General features: G+C 47.5%; 15 protein-coding genes. 7 read left to right on the top strand and 8 right to left on the bottom strand.

Features of this window, described 5'->3' with window-relative positions; genetic code table 11:
• Positions 1-655 precede the first annotated feature (655 nt).
• Both F557_RS0105125 and F557_RS22145 read right to left on the bottom strand, forming a co-directional pair.
• Complete coding sequence (locus F557_RS0105125; RefSeq protein ID WP_084761477.1) at positions 656-1,129, bottom strand: lipoprotein N-acyltransferase Lnb domain-containing protein; 474 nt, start codon at positions 1,127-1,129, stop codon at positions 656-658.
• Positions 1,130-1,168: 39 nt separating this feature from the next.
• Positions 1,169-1,327, bottom strand: coding sequence for a hypothetical protein (locus tag F557_RS22145; RefSeq protein ID WP_211209515.1), 159 nt, complete (start codon positions 1,325-1,327; stop codon positions 1,169-1,171).
• Between the two features lie 66 nt (positions 1,328-1,393).
• Here F557_RS22145 and F557_RS22140 point away from each other — a divergent pair, with 66 nt between their 5' ends.
• Positions 1,394-1,744 carry a hypothetical protein gene (locus F557_RS22140; RefSeq protein ID WP_157617750.1) on the top strand — a complete coding sequence of 117 codons (351 nt, stop codon included), beginning with the start codon at positions 1,394-1,396 and terminating at the stop codon, positions 1,742-1,744.
• 334 nt (positions 1,745-2,078) lie between these two features.
• On the opposite strand, the gene F557_RS0105105 is transcribed toward F557_RS22140, so the two are convergent.
• From F557_RS0105105 to mrcB, 5 genes are all read right to left on the bottom strand, one after another.
• On the bottom strand, positions 2,079-3,173 hold the full coding sequence (locus F557_RS0105105) for an acyltransferase family protein (protein ID WP_019001167.1): 1,095 nt from the start codon (positions 3,171-3,173) through the stop codon (positions 2,079-2,081).
• Between the two features lie 211 nt (positions 3,174-3,384).
• The gene (locus F557_RS18900) at positions 3,385-3,648 is read right to left on the bottom strand and encodes a DUF7230 family protein (protein ID WP_157617749.1); all 264 of its coding nucleotides are present in this window, start codon (positions 3,646-3,648) and stop codon (positions 3,385-3,387) included.
• Between the two features lie 85 nt (positions 3,649-3,733).
• Complete coding sequence (locus F557_RS21025) at positions 3,734-6,019, bottom strand: DUF6273 domain-containing protein (protein WP_019001165.1); 2,286 nt, start codon at positions 6,017-6,019, stop codon at positions 3,734-3,736.
• A 348-nt stretch (positions 6,020-6,367) separates the two neighbouring features.
• Positions 6,368-7,027 (bottom strand): hypothetical protein, encoded by a 660-nt coding sequence (locus F557_RS0105090; protein WP_019001164.1) that lies wholly within the window; start codon positions 7,025-7,027, stop codon positions 6,368-6,370.
• 65 nt (positions 7,028-7,092) lie between these two features.
• On the bottom strand, positions 7,093-9,531 hold the full coding sequence (gene mrcB, locus F557_RS0105085; protein WP_019001163.1) for a penicillin-binding protein 1B: 2,439 nt from the start codon (positions 9,529-9,531) through the stop codon (positions 7,093-7,095).
• A gap of 571 nt (positions 9,532-10,102) precedes the next feature.
• Between mrcB and dksA the strand changes: the two genes are divergently transcribed.
• The 6 genes from dksA to panC all read left to right on the top strand — a co-directional run bounded on the left by dksA (position 10,103) and on the right by panC (position 15,538).
• Positions 10,103-10,555, top strand: coding sequence for an RNA polymerase-binding protein DksA (gene dksA / locus F557_RS0105080; RefSeq protein ID WP_019001162.1), 453 nt, complete (start codon positions 10,103-10,105; stop codon positions 10,553-10,555).
• 11 nt (positions 10,556-10,566) lie between these two features.
• Positions 10,567-11,448, top strand: a complete 882-nt coding sequence (gluQRS, locus tag F557_RS0105075) for a tRNA glutamyl-Q(34) synthetase GluQRS (RefSeq protein ID WP_019001161.1) — start codon at positions 10,567-10,569, stop codon at positions 11,446-11,448.
• Between the two features lie 379 nt (positions 11,449-11,827).
• Positions 11,828-13,189: a polynucleotide adenylyltransferase PcnB gene (pcnB, locus tag F557_RS18885; RefSeq protein WP_019001160.1), complete on the top strand. Its 1,362-nt coding sequence runs from the start codon at positions 11,828-11,830 to the stop codon at positions 13,187-13,189.
• Between the two features lie 26 nt (positions 13,190-13,215).
• Positions 13,216-13,716: a 2-amino-4-hydroxy-6-hydroxymethyldihydropteridine diphosphokinase gene (gene folK, locus F557_RS0105065; RefSeq protein WP_044143001.1), complete on the top strand. Its 501-nt coding sequence runs from the start codon at positions 13,216-13,218 to the stop codon at positions 13,714-13,716.
• A gap of 158 nt (positions 13,717-13,874) precedes the next feature.
• Entirely contained in the window at positions 13,875-14,669 is a 795-nt protein-coding gene (gene panB / locus F557_RS0105060) for a 3-methyl-2-oxobutanoate hydroxymethyltransferase (protein ID WP_019001158.1), read from the top strand.
• Positions 14,670-14,683: 14 nt separating this feature from the next.
• Complete coding sequence (gene panC, locus F557_RS0105055) at positions 14,684-15,538, top strand: pantoate--beta-alanine ligase (RefSeq protein WP_019001157.1); 855 nt, start codon at positions 14,684-14,686, stop codon at positions 15,536-15,538.
• A gap of 163 nt (positions 15,539-15,701) precedes the next feature.
• On the opposite strand, the gene F557_RS0105045 is transcribed toward panC, so the two are convergent.
• On the bottom strand, positions 15,702-17,495 hold the full coding sequence (locus F557_RS0105045) for a transglycosylase domain-containing protein (RefSeq protein WP_169335161.1): 1,794 nt from the start codon (positions 17,493-17,495) through the stop codon (positions 15,702-15,704).
• Between the last annotated feature and the right edge of the window lie 45 nt (positions 17,496-17,540).

Below are 17,540 nucleotides of genomic sequence, written 5' to 3'. Positions count from 1 at the left end.
ATCAGCCCTGACATTTTTGTGTTTCTTGGTGACGTCCGTTGTTTCATTGATATTTGTTGTCCTTTTTAATCTTTTCGACCTTATATACAAACAGTCTTGGTCATTACAGAACGGGAGCCCCGCCAATCATTTGACCCGTACATATTCCGTCAATTTCTCATAAGTCATGTAAGACTTTTTCCATATCTTCTCAGGTATTTTTCGGAAAATAATTTTTGGACTCCCCTCCCCGGCAACACCGAATACCATAAATAAAGCTTTCACGTCATCACAAAAAACGCACACTGTAAGACACCTTTTCTGGCACAAAAATCACCGCTTGTTTTGAAATCTCGATCATCTAAAATGATAATATCAGCTGTGGGAACAGGGAAGTTCTGCAAAGGCTTCATGGATGAAGCCGAAAAACACTGCCGAAACAGATTTCTGGAACATGGATGTTCCGTCCTTTACGGGGGCTATGACAGCCCCCTTTACTTTTTCATATTAGGTCTTAACCTCTCTTTTAGGACATCAGGAATTCTTGATAACAGTACCGGTGGTACCATATCGCACGCAAAAATTGGATTATGCTGAAGAAATTTTCAATGGAAGTGAAGCAGCACAGATCTGACAGATTTTGATGTCAGCGGAAAAAATGCGACGAAGGAACCGCTCAGCCCGGGGCAGGGAATTCACCGGCGAGGGCAACAGCAAAATGGAAAACTGCCGGCGTTATCTGAATGATAATGCTACTCCCGTAAAGCGATGACCAAACATAGCCTCCTGACAGTTTTATCAGAGGTGGCGCATCCTCAGGGGTTACCGGATACCCCAGTTCCGCATAGTACTGATCCGTTCTGATGTAATAGGACTCTTCTTCATAAACCAGCCCGCTGTCCTTAAGGTATCTCACATATTCCAGCGGTGTCAGAAAGCTCCCGTAATCCGGTGCCTCAAGATCCCGTCTCATTACCCGGAGGAGGTGTTCCGAGCCGTTAGTGCAGTTGTTCATGGTAAAACGGTATCTGACATTCTGATCCTTTAATTCAAAAAGGTGGAGATAAAGCCAAAGCCGTTCTTCCTCTGTGGTCCGGAGCCGGTATTCCTTAACGGACGGTTTTCTCCGACAATATAGGAATCCCGGAATTTGGCAAAGAGCGCCAGAAAATAGTTCCCCGGCATCGGCTCATACACCATCTCTGCGATCCCCCAGGGACGCCCCATAAAGTATTACGGCGTATTTCACCATTCTTCCCGTCCCGTTATCTCCTACTATGGAAATTCCGGGATACCCCATGGAGGACACAATGGCCGATCTGTCCTCATAAACCAGAATAGGCAACACCTCCGAAACAAATACATTGCGGCGGTATTCCGCAAAATCCTGGCAGTCCCGGCCGTCCGGAAGTTCATGATAGATAAGTTAATAACGGTCCGGGTATCGGCAGCCTCCCTCTGGGGCTCTAATGAAATGATCCAGCGTGGCCCGGAGCTCCCTTTCGGGAGCAATAACGGCGTTCCCCCGGCCGGTGAGATAAAAATCACGGTACTCAATAGCATTGACGCCGTTTCTGATGTGAAGAAGCGACTCCCGCCTGTTTACAAAATCTGCAGGCAGATCAAGATAATAAGTATTGCTGTAATTCCGAAAGGGAGATTCCCTTCCAAGGCGCCATATTCTCCGCGACTCCCGTCCACATATCCTCACCTTTCAATAATGCTTTCCCCGGAACCGCTCTCTTCTAGAACATCCCCGGCATAAAGCCGAGGAACTGTCTCTGCCGCTTCAGAAACAGTAAAAAGCTCTCCCTGAGATGTTATGAAAACAGACAGAAAACCGAATAGCAACGCTAAACATCTCAATAAACAACCTGGCACTAGTCCGTGCATCTAAACAGTTTCAATAAATCGAGTTGCAGTTCTGTCATTGAAAACATGTCAGAACTTCCCACAAGAACAAGATTTGGTACATTTTAACAAAGCACTGACAGCCTAATGGAATAACCTTGCAGCAGTTAAACCTGCCCCTGTTGCCGGAATAAGCGGGATTCAACGCCAGAAAAATTTTCCGGCAGAGCTCTGAATCCCGGCAGTTTCTATTTGTGATCGATGTTTTCAGGCACTGCTTCCGGTTTTTTAAGCCTTAAAAGCACCGCGTCTCTGCCTCTCTTTATCAGTCCGTCAACCTTTACAGCAACAGCGGTAAGCGCCAGCGTAAGAGTCCAGGCAAAGAGCAGATAGGCAATGTTGGAATCTATCACTGTAATAAACGGCTTATAGAGATACATGGCACATACCAGCGGTATCGGCATATGGTACATGTAAAAATCCATAAAATTTTTATCGAAAAACTGCACTAGCCGGAATTTCCCCAGAAAATCCATCACCCGATCGGCAAAAAGTCTCGTAAAGCAAAGGGCGCCTATGCAGGCGCTCCCAGCCGCAATCTGAGACAGCATAACTGAAAGCCACCCCTTCGGTACCTCAACATTGTAGACTGCCAAAAATACAGCCAGCGAAGCCACAGCCAGCACCAGACTGCGCTTTTCCGTAAGAATGCCGTACATTCTGTACATGGCTCCCCCCAGAACAAAAATAAACAGATTGTCCGAGAGGGATTGCAGACTCATAAAGAACACGCCTTTAAGATAAAAGCTGAAAACAAACGTCATCAGGAACGAGCCGACAAGGAGGAGCCAAAAAAAACGTTTCACCATAAAGTTCAAAAGCAGGCATATTACCGTTATTACCAGCATTATCTGCAAAAACCACATATGCTCGCTAAACTGCATAGTCAGAAACTTTTCATAACCGTCCCACAGACTGTCATTCGCCAGGTGAAGACCGCTGGGAACACTGAACAATGTATAAAGCGGCACAAAATAAAACATGCCAACCCAAAAATAGGGAATCACTATTCGTTTGACACGTTTAATAAGCTGATCCTTTACTGTACGGTTCCCTGCCGACATGGTCATGAAGTAAAGAAATCCGGAACAGAAAAATAGGCAGTGAACATCAAAAATCTTGTTGAAATGAAGCAGCCATGACATATAGTCAAGATTTGAATCAATCACTACCTTCCAGTATGTACCGCTACCAAAAAATGGCCGGTAGCAATGAAAAAACAGCACTGAAAGAAGTGCCAGCATTTTGAGAAGAGTAATTTCATTTATTTTTTTTGTTGCCACACTTTCACCATCCTGCAATTACTATCAAAAAACAAATACCGGCAGTTTTGGAGAAAACACCGGTCTTATGATAGGTATAATTATAATATTGTTTACAACTTTGCGGTAATTCTATTCATATCAACCATCCTGGCAACGTCTGGAATTACGCCAGAAACCGGTAGACAGAATTCATGAAAACGGGGAAATACGGAAACTCGAGGAAAGAAAATTAAAATGAAGAAATGATAAACAAATCAGCTGAACAAGAACCGTAATTCCGGAAAGCATCAAAAAACGCTGCGGACTTTTTCATATCACACAGCGTTTCCTGGTTCTTATGTTTCCGATAACCGGCCTTCATTTTCTTTTTCCGGTCATCGTACACTCTGGCATGATTGAATTTCAGATCGTAACGACACACAAAGTTGATTACATCAGGGAGGGATTCCGTACTTCTGGTTATCCTCCTATTCGTCTTTCTGCCTTTATTCATATATTCCTCCATGCTTACAATGTAAACCACCAGTAATTCGGTGATATTCGCATTATATCATAAAATATACTGGTGCTATTATTTTTCAAATACACAGTATATACCACAATGCCGGTCTGACCATAGTATCATCAATATTGACATTATGGCCGTAGGAATAGATGACTCCGTTCTGATAGACACATACCGCATCGCTCCTGTTATACCCCGGTGTTCTCAGCCACCAGTAGCAGTAATTACCATAGCCTCCCCCATTCCCGGCATCGGCAGTTGGTAAACAGCGTCTCTCCGAATCCGACCTGAAGTACTTTTCCGCCTCGAAAACGCTGAGCAGAAACACCCGGTCTTCCGTAGAACAGCCGCCGCTTGTGCCGTATCTGGCATTATCCCCGTTATCCAGGTGAACCGTGGAAATTCTAAGTCTCTCCTTTCTGGAAAAGGCCTGGCAAAAAAATTCACCGTTAAGCCATTTTCTAAGATCACAGCTTTCCCAGGAAGTATCCTCGAATCTGCCGTGATAAGATCTCTTTTCAAGGGCGTAACGACTCAGAAGCAAGGCTTTTTTTCCCTCGATTTTCAAAACCAGCCATTCAAGGGGCATTTTATTAGAGGAACTATCCTGACAATAGCTCCCCAGTACGAAATAATCTCCAGCCCGCAGCATCAATTCCTCAGAATAGCTGCGCCGTCCGGTATTTAGCTCATCAATATCATCCAGAACCTGACCAATACTCATGCGGGAAGCTGAATCCGGCATAAATGTCATAAAAAACTCCAGTTCAGATCGTCCGGCTTCCAGATATTCGATATATTCAACCACATTTTCCGAAAACATCCGGTGCATTTTTTCAGAAAAATCATCAGGACTTTTAAAAGATTGTCCCTGAACCATAAAACTCCGTTCTTCGCTGAAAAGATAGCCGAAAATCCAGGCATGCTCACTATCAGAAAAGCGATTATATTTAAACAACTCTTTCAGCCTGAAAAAGGTCTCTCCGTATAAAGTGCTTTGCAGTGTTTTTTCCGAAAATTCCTGAAGAGCTCCGCTTTCAAGCATCACGGAAAGTGCCCTGAGGAAACTTTTCATACTCACACCGGAATTCGAGGCCACACTGACCGCCATCGCCGCCAGTTCGCGGATATCAGAAAATTCCCTTCCGGCACAGTACAGCTTACGAAGATCCGGCATCAGCCGGTACATCAGCCGGAAAAACACCAGATAATTATGATTGCCGTCATCACTGAGCTCGCTCTCGGCACTGATACACCATCCGGCTTTTTCCTCGTCAAAAAGCCCAAAATGATGCGACAGGATGCCTCTGCCTAAATCTCGGATTCCCTGTTCCGGATACCTGAGCATCTCCAGAAGAAGATCCTGTTCCCGAAGATAGCGCTGACCGTTAAAGGTGTATGGCAGAAACGCAAGCGGAGCATAGGAATTTCCATAAGCTCTGCCGGAAATTTCTCCCGGTATTTCCTGCCGCACTCCGCGAAGCCAGTTCTGCACCTCCTCGTAGCCCCAGCGGCGGTTGGGATTTTTACGATCGTTTCTGTGCGTAAGATCCCGGTAGGTGAGTCCCAGCACCAGCTCCCGCAGCTCCTCTGGAAAACCTTCGGGAAACTGAATTTTGCTTATGGAGGCCAGTCTGGCGATATCCCCGTCTGAAATCTGCCCGTTCTGAAAAGGGGTATAGCCGGTAAACAGCTCAAAAATGGTAATTCCAAAAGAAAAATAATCGCTCTCCTGGTGATAAACCCCCTGCACAGCCTCGGGGGCGGCATAGCAAAGAGTGGCTCCGGTACCGGTAAGAACCACGGTTTCATCATTAACAGTGGAACTGATGCCGAAATCGATAATAACAATATGCTGCCCATCATCATCCGGAATAAGATTGGCAGGCTTCAGATCCTTATGCAGAATCCCTGCACGGTGAAGTTCCCTGAGACCTTCGTTAACCGAAGGAATAATCAGATTTCTTAGCTCGTCCAGAGTAAATCTGGTTCCCTGTCCCAGTACATCTCCGAGGCTGGGATTATTCATGAAAGGAGTTATAGTGTACTCATGATTCTGAAAAATCCCGAAATCAGCAGGAACAGAAACACAGGGACTACAGATCCCCGAAAGTCTTTCCAAAACCTCGGATTTGATGGCGTTTTCCCGGCGATACAGCTTAAGAACAAAACGTCGCCCTGCAGCATCCTGACATCTGAAAATATCAGCCTCTCCAGAGGTAATTCCCAGTCTTCCAGTAACCCGGTACTTTCCGGAAAGAACGCTCCCTACAGGATCCGGCATTTCACGCCCCTGTATGTTGACCGCAGTTTTCCGGATCTTCTCCAGGAAACTCATGTTAATTCTGGTATTATTCATATGCCTGGTCTATGCCTGTACCTTCACGAATCCCGACAGGATCCCTTGGTGTGAATATAGCACAGAAAAGGCCTTTAAAGCATTATTCAGAAAAGAGATTGTGAGATGATTGCATGGCAGAACTTCCGGGCATGACAACAGCCGTCATATTCCCTGGAAAACAAAGGCCCCGGGAATTATCCGGGACCTGAAACAGCAGCAAAAACAAACGAAGCTAATTATTCCTTTTCACTATATGATTGGGTTACTCGCATATCCTGACTTCGCACCCATCCTGTTCGTCGCAAGGAATCGAAGTTATTGGCCGGCCATTTTTATCAATGAGCCGCTTCTAGATATAAACTGACTTTAATCTTCCGGTTCAGTGTCAATATCACCAATATCCTTCAGAAGCTTCGTAGAAACCAGACTCCAGGTATTCTTTGATTCAAAGACATAAGGCTTGATCACCGAAACCATATGAATATCGTCAGTGCTGGGACGATCCTGAGTTTCTGTATTAAACAGGCTTGACGAGACCTCGAAATTTCCGTTATCAAGCTTTCTAACCTTTCTGACCACGGCATTCATGGTCTGTTCTCCGTCAGCCGCATAAAGATAATAGAAACCTTTATTGTAGTAATACTGTGATGTTCCGGCATGCTTTTTCATGTCATAGTCAAGATACTTCTTCACGACTCTGGCCACCTTGTCTGCAGAAACCATGTGATCACCGTGAGAGCATTTTTCATCACCGCCAAGTTCACAGCCCGGTATCGGTGTAAAGCTTTTTTTCCAGGCATTGATTCTAAGATGGCAGATGGCAAAATTGACAAGATTTTCATTATCGGCGGTCATTTCCTCCCGTGTAGTGTTGTAAAAACCGCACTCCGTAAAGTTGGACAGAAACACTCCCATAGCCTTCATGGTCTTATCATCAGCAGGAGCATTGGCAGCAGCGGCTGTCGCGGCTGATACCACCCCCATTGTTATCACAAACAGCATGGTTATTTTTGATAAAAGTTTCATAGATTCTCCGTTGTAGTCATCTGGCGGCCAAAAACAATCCCGGTCCGCCCTTTGTAAAATAGTTTTCAGTACAGGTTGTCCAGTACGGAATCTCTAGCATCTCCATAATCTCCGGCACAGCTTACAAGCTGATCGGATCTTATATTATCACTGCGTACCGGAAGCCGAACATAATTCCGGACATCGGTACAATCATCAGCCATAATATAGCCGTCTCTGTTGAAATTAACAAACTCTATCTTTTCCGGCTGTGCCAGTTCCAGGGAAACAGGCCGAAAACGGGTCAGAAAATCATCATACAGTTTCAGAGCACCGGTAGCTCCGGTAAGCCCCGAAGGGGTGTTATCGTCATTTCCAACCCAGGCAGTAACCAGAGTGCTGTTGTCAAAGCCGGTGAACCAGGAATCGCGCGAGCCGTTGGAAGTGCCGGTTTTTCCGGCCAGCACCATATCAGGATACCGGCTTCCCACAGACTTTGCAGTCCCCTGTCTGGTAACGATCGTCATACCGTAGATGGCAAGATAGACACTGGGAGGATCGAGAACCTGAACAGAATCCATGGCGGCATGCCGGTCATAGATAACATTATTCCCCCCGGATCGGACATAGCGTACTGCGGACAGAGGCCGGTAAAGCCCTTCGGAGGCAATTGTGTTATACATCTGATTAACCTCAAAAGGAGTCATGGCTACCGATCCCAAAAGAACACTGGGAACCGGTTCAATATCATCCTTTACACCCAGAAGCTTCAGCGTGTGCACCACATTCTGAACCCCGGCATTCATACCTACCCTGACCATCGGGATGTTTCGGGATTCCGCAAAGCCCTGATACAGAGGAATCCAGCCCTTGAACTTGTGATCAAAATTCCTGGGTTTCCATTCCTGACCGTTCTGCAGCCTTACGGTAAGCTCCGCGTCATGCACTGCACTGCCAAGATGCCAGCCCCTCTCAAACGCTGTAAGATAGGCCGCCGGCTTTACCAGAGAACCTATTTGTCTCTTAGCGCTGGTTACCCGGTTCATTCCCGGATACGAGGGATCCTTGCTGGCCACCAGAGCCATGATTTCCCCTACCCGCCAGTTGCTTACCACCATAGCGGTTTCCAGCTCCCTTTTGCCGGTACGTCTGATCAGCTCCGGAATAACCTTTCTCACTGTACTGTCTGCTGCCTGCTGTGCCTGCGGATCCAGACTGGTGAAAATTTCCAGGTTTTTATTCTCCAGCCAGTGCGGGCCCAGTCTTTCATTAAGCTCATCCTTAACAAAACTCATGTAGCCGGGAACCTTCATAACATTAAGGGCCTGGCGATCTATGACTCCCAGCGGCTTTTTAACATAGAATTCATACTCCTCTGGGGACAGTTCGCCCTTGTCTCTCATGAGCCGCAGCACTAGGTTTCTTCTTTCCAGAGCCTTGCCAGGATTCCGCCTCGGATCATAAAGAGACGGCCCCTTTACCATTCCCACCAAAAGAGCGGTCTGATCCCACGAAAGCTCCGAAACCGGAATCCCGAAGTAAAAATATGATGCCAGACCAAAGCCGTAGATATCGGTGGCTCCATGCCCCAGATAGATCTCATTGAGATACATCTCCAGAATTGTTTCCTTGTCATAGCGGGCATCCACCGCCAGAGACATGAAAAGCTCCCTGACCTTGCGATCAAAGCTCTTTTCCCGGGAAAGGAAATAGTTTTTAACCAGCTGCTGGGTCAGGGTACTTCCACCCTGCACCGCCCTTCCGGCTTTTATATTAATGAGAATAGCTCTCATAATAGCCCAGGGATTAACACCATGATGATTGTAGAAATCCCGATCCTCCACCTGAATCAGAGTTTTGATAACCTTATCCGGAACCTCTTTGATAGAGATTACCAGCCGATCCTCCTCTCCGTTAGCGGAAATGCGATCCAAAAGCACCGGATCCATGCGGACATAAACCAGCTCTTCACCGGTATCCGCATCTCTGACGGCACTGATATGTCCCTTCTCAAACTCAATGAGAAGCGGTCTTTTTTCTTCAAAGCCGTCCGGAAAGTCAAAGGGTCTTCTGACAGCCACCAGTCTGGTTTTTGCCTTATTGTAGTTATACTCTCCGGGATTTCTGGGGTTATCTGTTTTACGGTATTTCAGAAGGCTGAGTTCATTAACAATCTGGTCAAAGGTAAGATTCTGGTCCAGAGTAAGCTCCAGTGGGCGGCTGTAAACCACGGCCGGAGTTTCCCATTTCTGAGCAGAGTCTAGCCGGCTGGAGGTAACCTGCATGTAATAGTAGCAGGTTACCAGACAGAAAAGCACAAAACCGGAAAGTCCCAGCTTTACCGAAAAACACAGAAATCTTCGTTTCAGACTCTTTTTCGGTGGTTTTCCGGAATTGTCTCCGTCATCTTCTTCGGGGTCATCATCCGAAGAGTTTGATAATTCATCCTCATCGTCAGGTCCCTCAAAAAATGGATTATCACGGAATCTCTCCACTACATGCTGAAAATCACTCTCGGGCTTCATCCTGCTTACAAGCTCCTCTGACCTTCACGGAAAAACCGTCGCTTCACAGTTTTCATCTCCTGAAAAACGACTGAAAAAGCTCCGGAACCGGTTAATCCGGCATCCCAATCCGTCATCGGGGGACAGTAGCTCACCGGTCAGTGCCAAAAAAACCGGGAAACAAACTTCCGAAATGTTTAAAAAACAGACTGGACTATATCACACCGAGAGCGGCATCGCAATTAATGACAGCCTCGGGCGTCTGCCGAAAACTAAGACTTCACCTGATACATAATGTTCCGCAGGACAAGCGAGGCAAAATACTACAGAGAATAAAAACATACTGCCGCAGGAATACAGTGTCCCAGGGCATCCGCCAGCTGTTTTTATTCCCCGCATGGCAAAAAACTTGCGGGATAGCACATTAAAACAAACAACAATCAAAAACATCAGGGTGCCGTGAAAATCTGAGGTTATAATAATAGTTCAATCTTGAAACAGGATGGCACGCAAGCACCTGCCATCCTGAAACACCAACAGAAACGGCTTCCCAGATATAACGCTGTACCGGAGGCCGCACAGGGAGAACACTATGAGTGAAGAAAAGATTTCAACAGAGCTCAGCCCTCTGGCCATTGCCGGCGTAAAGCCTTATGAGGTCAAGCCTGGTGAAGAATACATGAGTGATGCCCAGAAGGCTCACTTCAGGAAGATTCTCGAGGCCTGGAGAAACCAGCTTCACAATGAGGTAAACCGCACTGTCGATCATATGAATTCTGAGACTGCCAACTTCCCGGATCAGAATGACCGGGCTACACAGGAGGAGGAATTTTCTCTTGAATTAAGAATGAGAGACAGAGAAAGAAAGCTTATCAAGAAAATCGAAAAAACGATCCGCAAGCTTGATTCCGATGACTATGGTTATTGCACCGATTGCGGCGAGGAAATCGGTATTAAACGCCTGGAAGCCCGGCCCACCGCCGATCTCTGCATTAACTGCAAGGAACAGCACGAGAAAAAGGAAAAGCAGGGATTCAGCTCATAACCGTTCCTGCAATGTATCGCGGAAGATTCGCTCCGACGCCCAGCGGCCCACTGCATTTCGGTTCTCTTGTAGCGGCCCTGGGCAGTTTTTTGCGAGCCCGGAACCAGCAGGGAGAGTGGCATCTTCGCATTGAAGATATTGACGAGACCCGTTGCCGTCAGGAATACACGGACAGTATCCTGCGGGATCTGGAAACTCTGGGTCTTTTCTGGGACGGCGTTCCTCTGATTCAAAGCCAGCGACATGAAATTTACCGGGAGGTTCTTGATAATCTCAACCGGCAGGGGTATACCTACGGCTGTAACTGCACCAGAAATCTCATAAAGCTTAACGGCGGACGCCACCCGGCCTCCTGTCGTCTTGAAAATCTTCCCTGGGAAAAAGGAGCAGGGATTCGCTATAAAAGTTCATCATCAGTTACCGGTTTTACAGATCTGATTCGCGGTTTTCTCTCCCGTACGGACTTCCCCGCAGAAAACGACTTTCTTCTGAAAAGAAGGGACTGCTATTTCACCTACAATCTGGTCAGTGTGATTGACGACCACGAAACCGGAATCACAGAAATCGTCAGAGGAGCGGATCTGATTCCGGATACCTTCGGACAGCTTGAGCTCGCTAGAACACTCGGTTATCCTGAAATTACCTATGCCAGTCTGCCTTTAGCTCTTTCAGAATCAGGCAGCAAGTATTCCAAACAGAATCATGCCCCCGGACTGGATCTCCTTAGCCCGGTGCGGCTTCTTCTTAAAGCAGCGGTTTTTCTGGGACAGGAGTACCCTTCGGAAATATCCGCTGCATCCGATGATCTTACGGTTTCAGAGTTTCTGAAATATGCCGTCCGGCATTTTGACATCACTAAAGTTCCTGTCCTTTCCCGGAAAGTACCGGTGTAATATCCGAATTCCGATAAAAATTCGCCAGGCGTGTTTTTTTCCAAAAACGCTATGGATAGAAAAAAACATGGCTGTGTGATAAAATCCCGTTCCTGTTAAGGCTATCGCGATCGTTCGAACCTTATCAACAGATTATGCACACGGTTATTTACAGTTTCCCCCCAAAAACAAACGTTTTATCCACAATGTTTGCGGAATTATCAACAGAATCCCCGGGGATTATCGCAGATACTGCTTAGAAAGCTCGTTTTCCGCATGTAAGGCTCCGGCTCCTTAACAGAAAGCCTCGGAGCACCGTGAACCAAACACTTGGAGGTGTCTTATTAATACTTTACTGCAAAAATTTGCCACGGAAGCCGACAAGCACAAAGAAGAAGCCATGGAACGGGGAATTTCCCACCTGACGCTTCCGGGGGACATTCTGGATAAAGACAAGATATCGCCGGCCGCACTCAGCGTAATCAGAACCCTCAACAGCGCCGGATACGAAGCATACCTGGTGGGTGGCGGAGTACGCGACCTGCTTACGGACAAGATTCCCAAGGATTTTGACGTAGTAACCAATGCCCGCCCGGAAACCGTTAAGAGATTATGCCGGCGCAGCGTGATAATCGGCAGAAGGTTCAAGCTGGTTCACGTTACGGAAAAGGGAACCCTGATTGAAGTGGCCACCTTCAGAAAAGGCATGACCTATGAGGATTCCGACACTGTTGGAATGCTGACCAGTGACAACACCTACAGCACCGACATTACTGACGATGCTATCAGGAGAGACTTTTCCATCAACGGTTTCTACTATTCCCCGGCGGACAACGTCATTCACGATTATCTGGGCGGTGTTTCGGATCTTCTCCATGAAAGAGTTGACATTGTAGGAGATCCCGATGTCAGGTTTAGTGAGGATCCCGTGCGGATGATAAGAGCCTACCGCTTCTCAGCCAAACTGGGCTTCAGCATTACCCCCCGTACACGCAGTGCCATCTTCAGAAACATCTCCGGACTCGCCCAGGTAAACAACAACCGCATGTACGAGGAATTCAACAAGATGTTTCTTACCGGACATGGCGAGACCAGCTTCCAGCTCCTCATGCGGGACGGAATAATGCAGAACCTGCTGACAGACATGGGCCCTCTTATCAAGAGCCGGCAGTTCTTTGATTTCATTTCCTGCTGTCTCAGAAATACCGATACCCGTCATGCCGAAGGAAAGCACAACATGCCGCACTTCCTGTATGCCGTTATGCTTTGGCCTCTTACCAGGAAGCTGTATATGAAAATGGGAACCATCGGCAAGTACAGCAGCCTGAAAGAAACAGACAGAATGGCCATGGCCGGAAAAATCGTACTGGAAAGACAGTCTGTTATCACCAAGATACCGGAATTCGTGGCGCAGGATATTATCGATATCTGGAAAATGCAGATTATCCTGACTGATGAAGAAATCATAAATAATCAGGAACAGGTTGAAAGTGTGGTATGGAAAGAAATTTTCCGGGCCGGCCTGGAATTCCTGATGAACCGTGTTCACATGGATGAAAAGCTGGAAAGAATCATCACTTTCTGGACTGATACCTATTACAACCATATTCCCCAGTCCCTGCGCACCAGAAAAGCGCTGATTTCCAGCAACAAAATCAGAAATCAGGAAGCACGGGGATCTCGTTCTGATGGGGATAAATCTAGAAGAAAATCCCCTTCCGGAATCAAAAGAGGACGTACCAGAACACCGGTAATGCAGTGACAGTTTTTCAGACAACAGGCAAAAAAATGACCGAGACGATAATCGGGATGGGCTCCAACCTGGATCATCCCGAAGAGCAGGTAATAACCGCCTGCCGGGAACTCAGCAGGATTCCCGAAACCATTCTGGTACAGATGAGTTCTCTCTACTCATCCGTTCCAGTAGGTCCTCAGGATCAGCCTAATTTTGTGAACAGTGTTGCCCTGTTACGTACGGAACTGAATCCCGAACAGCTTCTTGATGCTCTTCAGGATATTGAAAACCGTCACCGGAGGGTAAGACTGCGGCATTGGGGCCCGCGAACTCTGGATCTCGACATTCTGTTCTTCGGCAGCGCCGTTATAGATACCGAAAGGCTCCAGATACCCCACCCGGAGTTCCGAAATCGGGTGTTTACTGTTATTCCTCTTTTGGAGATACTGCCAGACTTCCGCATTCCGCCAGAGAACACTCCGCTGCAGGACATTGTCGGATCTTTGCCATCGCGGGATCTTGAGGCACTGCACATCCTCAGGAAAAATTCCTGAAGCTCCGGATGATATTGGCACTGTCAGCTCCGCAGCAAGAGCTACAATATTTATCAAATCCGCTTATAATTAGCGGCAAACGATCACCCGGACAATCCGGATACCGGATACAAATAGTGAACAGCCGGAATCTCAACGGATTCCAAGGAGGTTTTTCAATGACAGTAACCGTTTCCACACTCCGAAAGCTGAAGGACGAACACCGGAAATTCGCCACCATAACCGCTTACGATGCCAGCTTTGCCAGAATTTTTGACGAAGCCGGCATTTCTGCCATCCTTATCGGGGATTCCCTGGGAATGACCATCAAGGGCGAATCTAGCACCCTGGGAGTTACCATTGACGAAATGGCATACCATACCAGATGCGTCTCAAGAGGCGTCAAAAACGCCCTAATCCTGGCTGACATGCCGTTTATGACCTATGCCTCCACCAGGGACGCCTGCGAAAACGCCCATAGGCTCATGGCCGCCGGTGCCAATGTCGTCAAGCTTGAAGGAGGCTCCTTTCTCTCAGAAACTATCAGCACCCTGGTCAGAAACGGCATTCCGGTCTGCGGCCATCTGGGACTGACACCGCAGTCGGTGAACGTGTTTGGCGGATTCAAGATCCAGGGGAGAGACGAAGAATCCCGCAGAAAGATCATTGAAGAATGCCTCGCGGTGGAAGCTGCCGGAGCCAGCATGCTGGTTATTGAAGGCGTTCCCAAAGATACCGGAAAGGCCGTAACCGAGGCACTGCAGATCCCTGTTATCGGCATCGGTGCCGGAAATGATACTGACGGACAGATCCTGGTAATGCATGACGCTCTGGGTCTTACCATGGGACATACCCCGAAATTCGCCAGGAACTTTCTGGCAGAAACCGGGGATATCACTCTTGCCATCCGCAAATATATTAGCGAGGTAGAACAGGGAATCTATCCGGATGACGCTCATAGTTACTTGAAATAAACTCGAGGTTAAATATGAAAACTGCTAAAACCATCGAAGAAATCAGACAGATTGTCACTGAATATAAGCATGATCTTAAAACTATCGGACTGGTTACCACCATGGGCAATCTCCATAAGGGACACCTTGCTTTGGTGCGGGAGGCTCAAAAAAATGCCGAAAAGGTAATCGTTACCATTTTCGTCAATCCCATGCAATTTGATCGTCCTGAAGACTTAAAAACCTATCCCCGCACTCTGGAACAGGACTTGGCCCTGCTGGAAGAAGCCGGAGTGGATGCCGTTTTCACACCAACCCCGGAGATCATGTATCCCCGTGGTCTGCAGAACCAGACCTATGTGGAGGTTCCGGATCTGGCCAACAGCCTTGAAGGAGCACTCCGTCCCGGTCATTTCAATGGTGTAGCTACTGTAGTATCCAAGTTTTTCAACATTATCCAGCCTGATCTGGCCTGTTTTGGAGAAAAGGACTACCAGCAGCTGGCGCTGATTCGGGAAATGGTACAGGACATGAACTTCCAGCTCCGGATCATCGGAGTTCCGATTGTTCGTCATGAAAACGGTCTGGCCTATTCATCCAGAAATAATCGCTTGTCCCCAGAAGAGCTAGAAAAAGCACCGGAATTCCATGCCTGTCTGGTAAAACTAGGTGAAAAGCTCAGGGCACTTCCGGACTTCAGAAATATCCAGAAAACCGTTGACGAAAGCGTCAACGAACTAGATGGTTCCGGGTTCAGCACCGATGATATCACTGTAGTGGATGCCGATACCCTGAGCCCCGATATAACGGAATCTCGCCGGGTAGTAATTCTGGCAGCAGCCTATCTTGGCAAGGTGCGCCTCATCGACAATCTGGTGATTACCCGTTAATCCCGACTCCGAAATCATCGTCATGACATTTGCGGTTCCTGCAAATCAAAATTCGGCAGTTCGGAAGCGCTGAATAATACCACCGTAAGCTGAACAAAGCTTGCGGGGGTTTTTGGAAACGGAAATTTCAGTTTCGGAATCATAACCAGAACAGGAATTACGGCTACTCCTCCGGATTAAGCACCACCTTGAAGGTAACCCTATCGGAACGCCCGGCATCATCGAGAATGCTTACTGAATAGTACCCCTCATGATCCGGCCGAAAATAATTCTCTTCGCGCTGTTCGCTGTTAACCGTGAAATAGATCTTTCCGGTTCCTCCGGAATGCCTGATAAACACATAGCCATTCCCATCCGGAAGTATGATATCGCCATCGCCCGGAAAATCTATTTTCAGAGACTTACGGTCAATAATCTTTTTTTCCTCCACGATTTCCTTAAGAGCCTCAGGAACTGTATCATGAAGAAGCTCGCTTTCAATATCCGCCTTGACAAGACTAACAGTCCCCTGAACCTTCAGGGCGCTGAAAATACCGAAAAGAACCGGAGCGGCATCCTGAAATCCTGAATACTGATAGTATCCGGCCCGGTTTCCCGGAAATCTTATAGCTACCCCGGCAGTATAGTTATCCATACTGCCCAGCGCCAGAGCATCCACAAATCTGCTGGAGGTTCCGGTCTTGTAGGACACCTCGTTCATCTTAAGACCATTGGCAGGTCGTCTTGCAGTCTTTAAAATATTAAATACTGCCCGGGCGCTGTCCTGAGACAGAATCCGATAGGCCGGAACAGATTCCTCATCACGAAGAAGCGCATAATGCTCCATCATTCCGTCCTCGTTAATCATGGCATAAAGATTTGCAAGATCTATGAGAGAAATACTGCCGCTCCCCAAAACCACTGAATAGTCTGCGACATTATCCTTGAGAAAAAGCCTTTTCTCACCACGATTAACGGTATTTACAAAATATTGTGGTCCTGTAAGCCCCAGAACCTCGATAGCAGGCAGATTCAGCGACTGGGTAAGTGCCTGCGCAGCTGTGACCTTGCCGGTAAAAAGATTGGTGAAATTAGCAGGTTTCCAGGAGCCGTAAATCCGGGAATTGTCATGGAGAATGGTTCCGGGATGCAGTCTCCGATCCTGAAAGGCCAGTCCGTAGGCAAATGGTTTCAGAGCTGACCCCGGAGATCTTCTTGAAAAAGGCAGACACATTTGGCTCACACCGAGATCCGAGGATCCCAGAATTCCCACAATCCGGTGCGTGGCAGCATCCATAACCACAGCCGACAGCACCGCCCCGTCCTGATGAATTTCATGAAAGTTCACCGCCTCGTTATGCAGAATTTTCTGAACCGCCGGGTCAATCCAGGTATAAATTTCAGGCTCAGGGTGCCTCTGAAAAAGAAAAGTGGCCAAAGTGCGAGCCTCTTGATTAATCTGATGAAGCTGTACCGGAATATCATCCTCCAGCGTCGCTCTCCAGAGATCATCGTCGAGGACGCCCCTTTTGCGGGCACTTTTCAGAACATCATTGATATAGTAAACGGCAGCCCTGTAGTTGCGATCCGGTCTGATATGCTCCGGTGCCCGCGGCAGTGCCGTAAGAAGAGCGGCCTCCGCCGGGGTCATTTTATCCGGCAAATGATTGAACCATCTCAGGGAAGCAGCCTTAACCCCCTCGATATTGCCGCTGAACGGAGCCAGAGTAAGATACCAGTCAAGGACCTGCTTCCGACCAAATTTCTGGGTAATGTAGATCGCCTGCACAACCTCCTTCAGCTTGTTGAAATAGGTTCTCTGGTGTCCGGTAAGTTTCTTGACCACCTGCATTGCAATAGTGGATCCTCCAGAGGTAATCCGTCCCGCGAATACATTGTCAGAAAATGCCCGGAGCAGGGACATGAAATCTACTCCCGGATGCTCATAAAAATTTCGTATTAGGTCTAAAGTCAGCACTTTAGGCCTTCTTAAATTTCCATGGCATTGCCTGCTCAAGAATAG

Source organism: Succinimonas amylolytica DSM 2873, from assembly GCF_000378405.1.
Lineage (GTDB): Bacteria > Pseudomonadota > Gammaproteobacteria > Enterobacterales > Succinivibrionaceae > Succinimonas > Succinimonas amylolytica.
This window is presented reverse-complemented; position numbering and strand designations above follow the sequence as displayed.

Coding starts and splice junctions, on each gene's coding strand:
- panC (WP_019001157.1), top strand. CDS start 14,684: ATGAAAACTGCTAAAACCATCGAAGAAATCAGACAGATTGTCACTGAA.
- panB (WP_019001158.1), top strand. CDS start 13,875: ATGACAGTAACCGTTTCCACACTCCGAAAGCTGAAGGACGAACACCGG.
- mrcB (WP_019001163.1), bottom strand. CDS start 9,531: ATGAAGCCCGAGAGTGATTTTCAGCATGTAGTGGAGAGATTCCGTGAT.
- dksA (WP_019001162.1), top strand. CDS start 10,103: ATGAGTGAAGAAAAGATTTCAACAGAGCTCAGCCCTCTGGCCATTGCC.
- folK (WP_044143001.1), top strand. CDS start 13,216: ATGACCGAGACGATAATCGGGATGGGCTCCAACCTGGATCATCCCGAA.
- F557_RS0105090 (WP_019001164.1), bottom strand. CDS start 7,027: ATGAAACTTTTATCAAAAATAACCATGCTGTTTGTGATAACAATGGGG.
- gluQRS (WP_019001161.1), top strand. CDS start 10,567: ATGTATCGCGGAAGATTCGCTCCGACGCCCAGCGGCCCACTGCATTTC.
- F557_RS22140 (WP_157617750.1), top strand. CDS start 1,394: ATGATAGATAAGTTAATAACGGTCCGGGTATCGGCAGCCTCCCTCTGG.
- F557_RS18900 (WP_157617749.1), bottom strand. CDS start 3,648: ATGAATAAAGGCAGAAAGACGAATAGGAGGATAACCAGAAGTACGGAA.
- pcnB (WP_019001160.1), top strand. CDS start 11,828: ATGGAACGGGGAATTTCCCACCTGACGCTTCCGGGGGACATTCTGGAT.
- F557_RS21025 (WP_019001165.1), bottom strand. CDS start 6,019: ATGAATAATACCAGAATTAACATGAGTTTCCTGGAGAAGATCCGGAAA.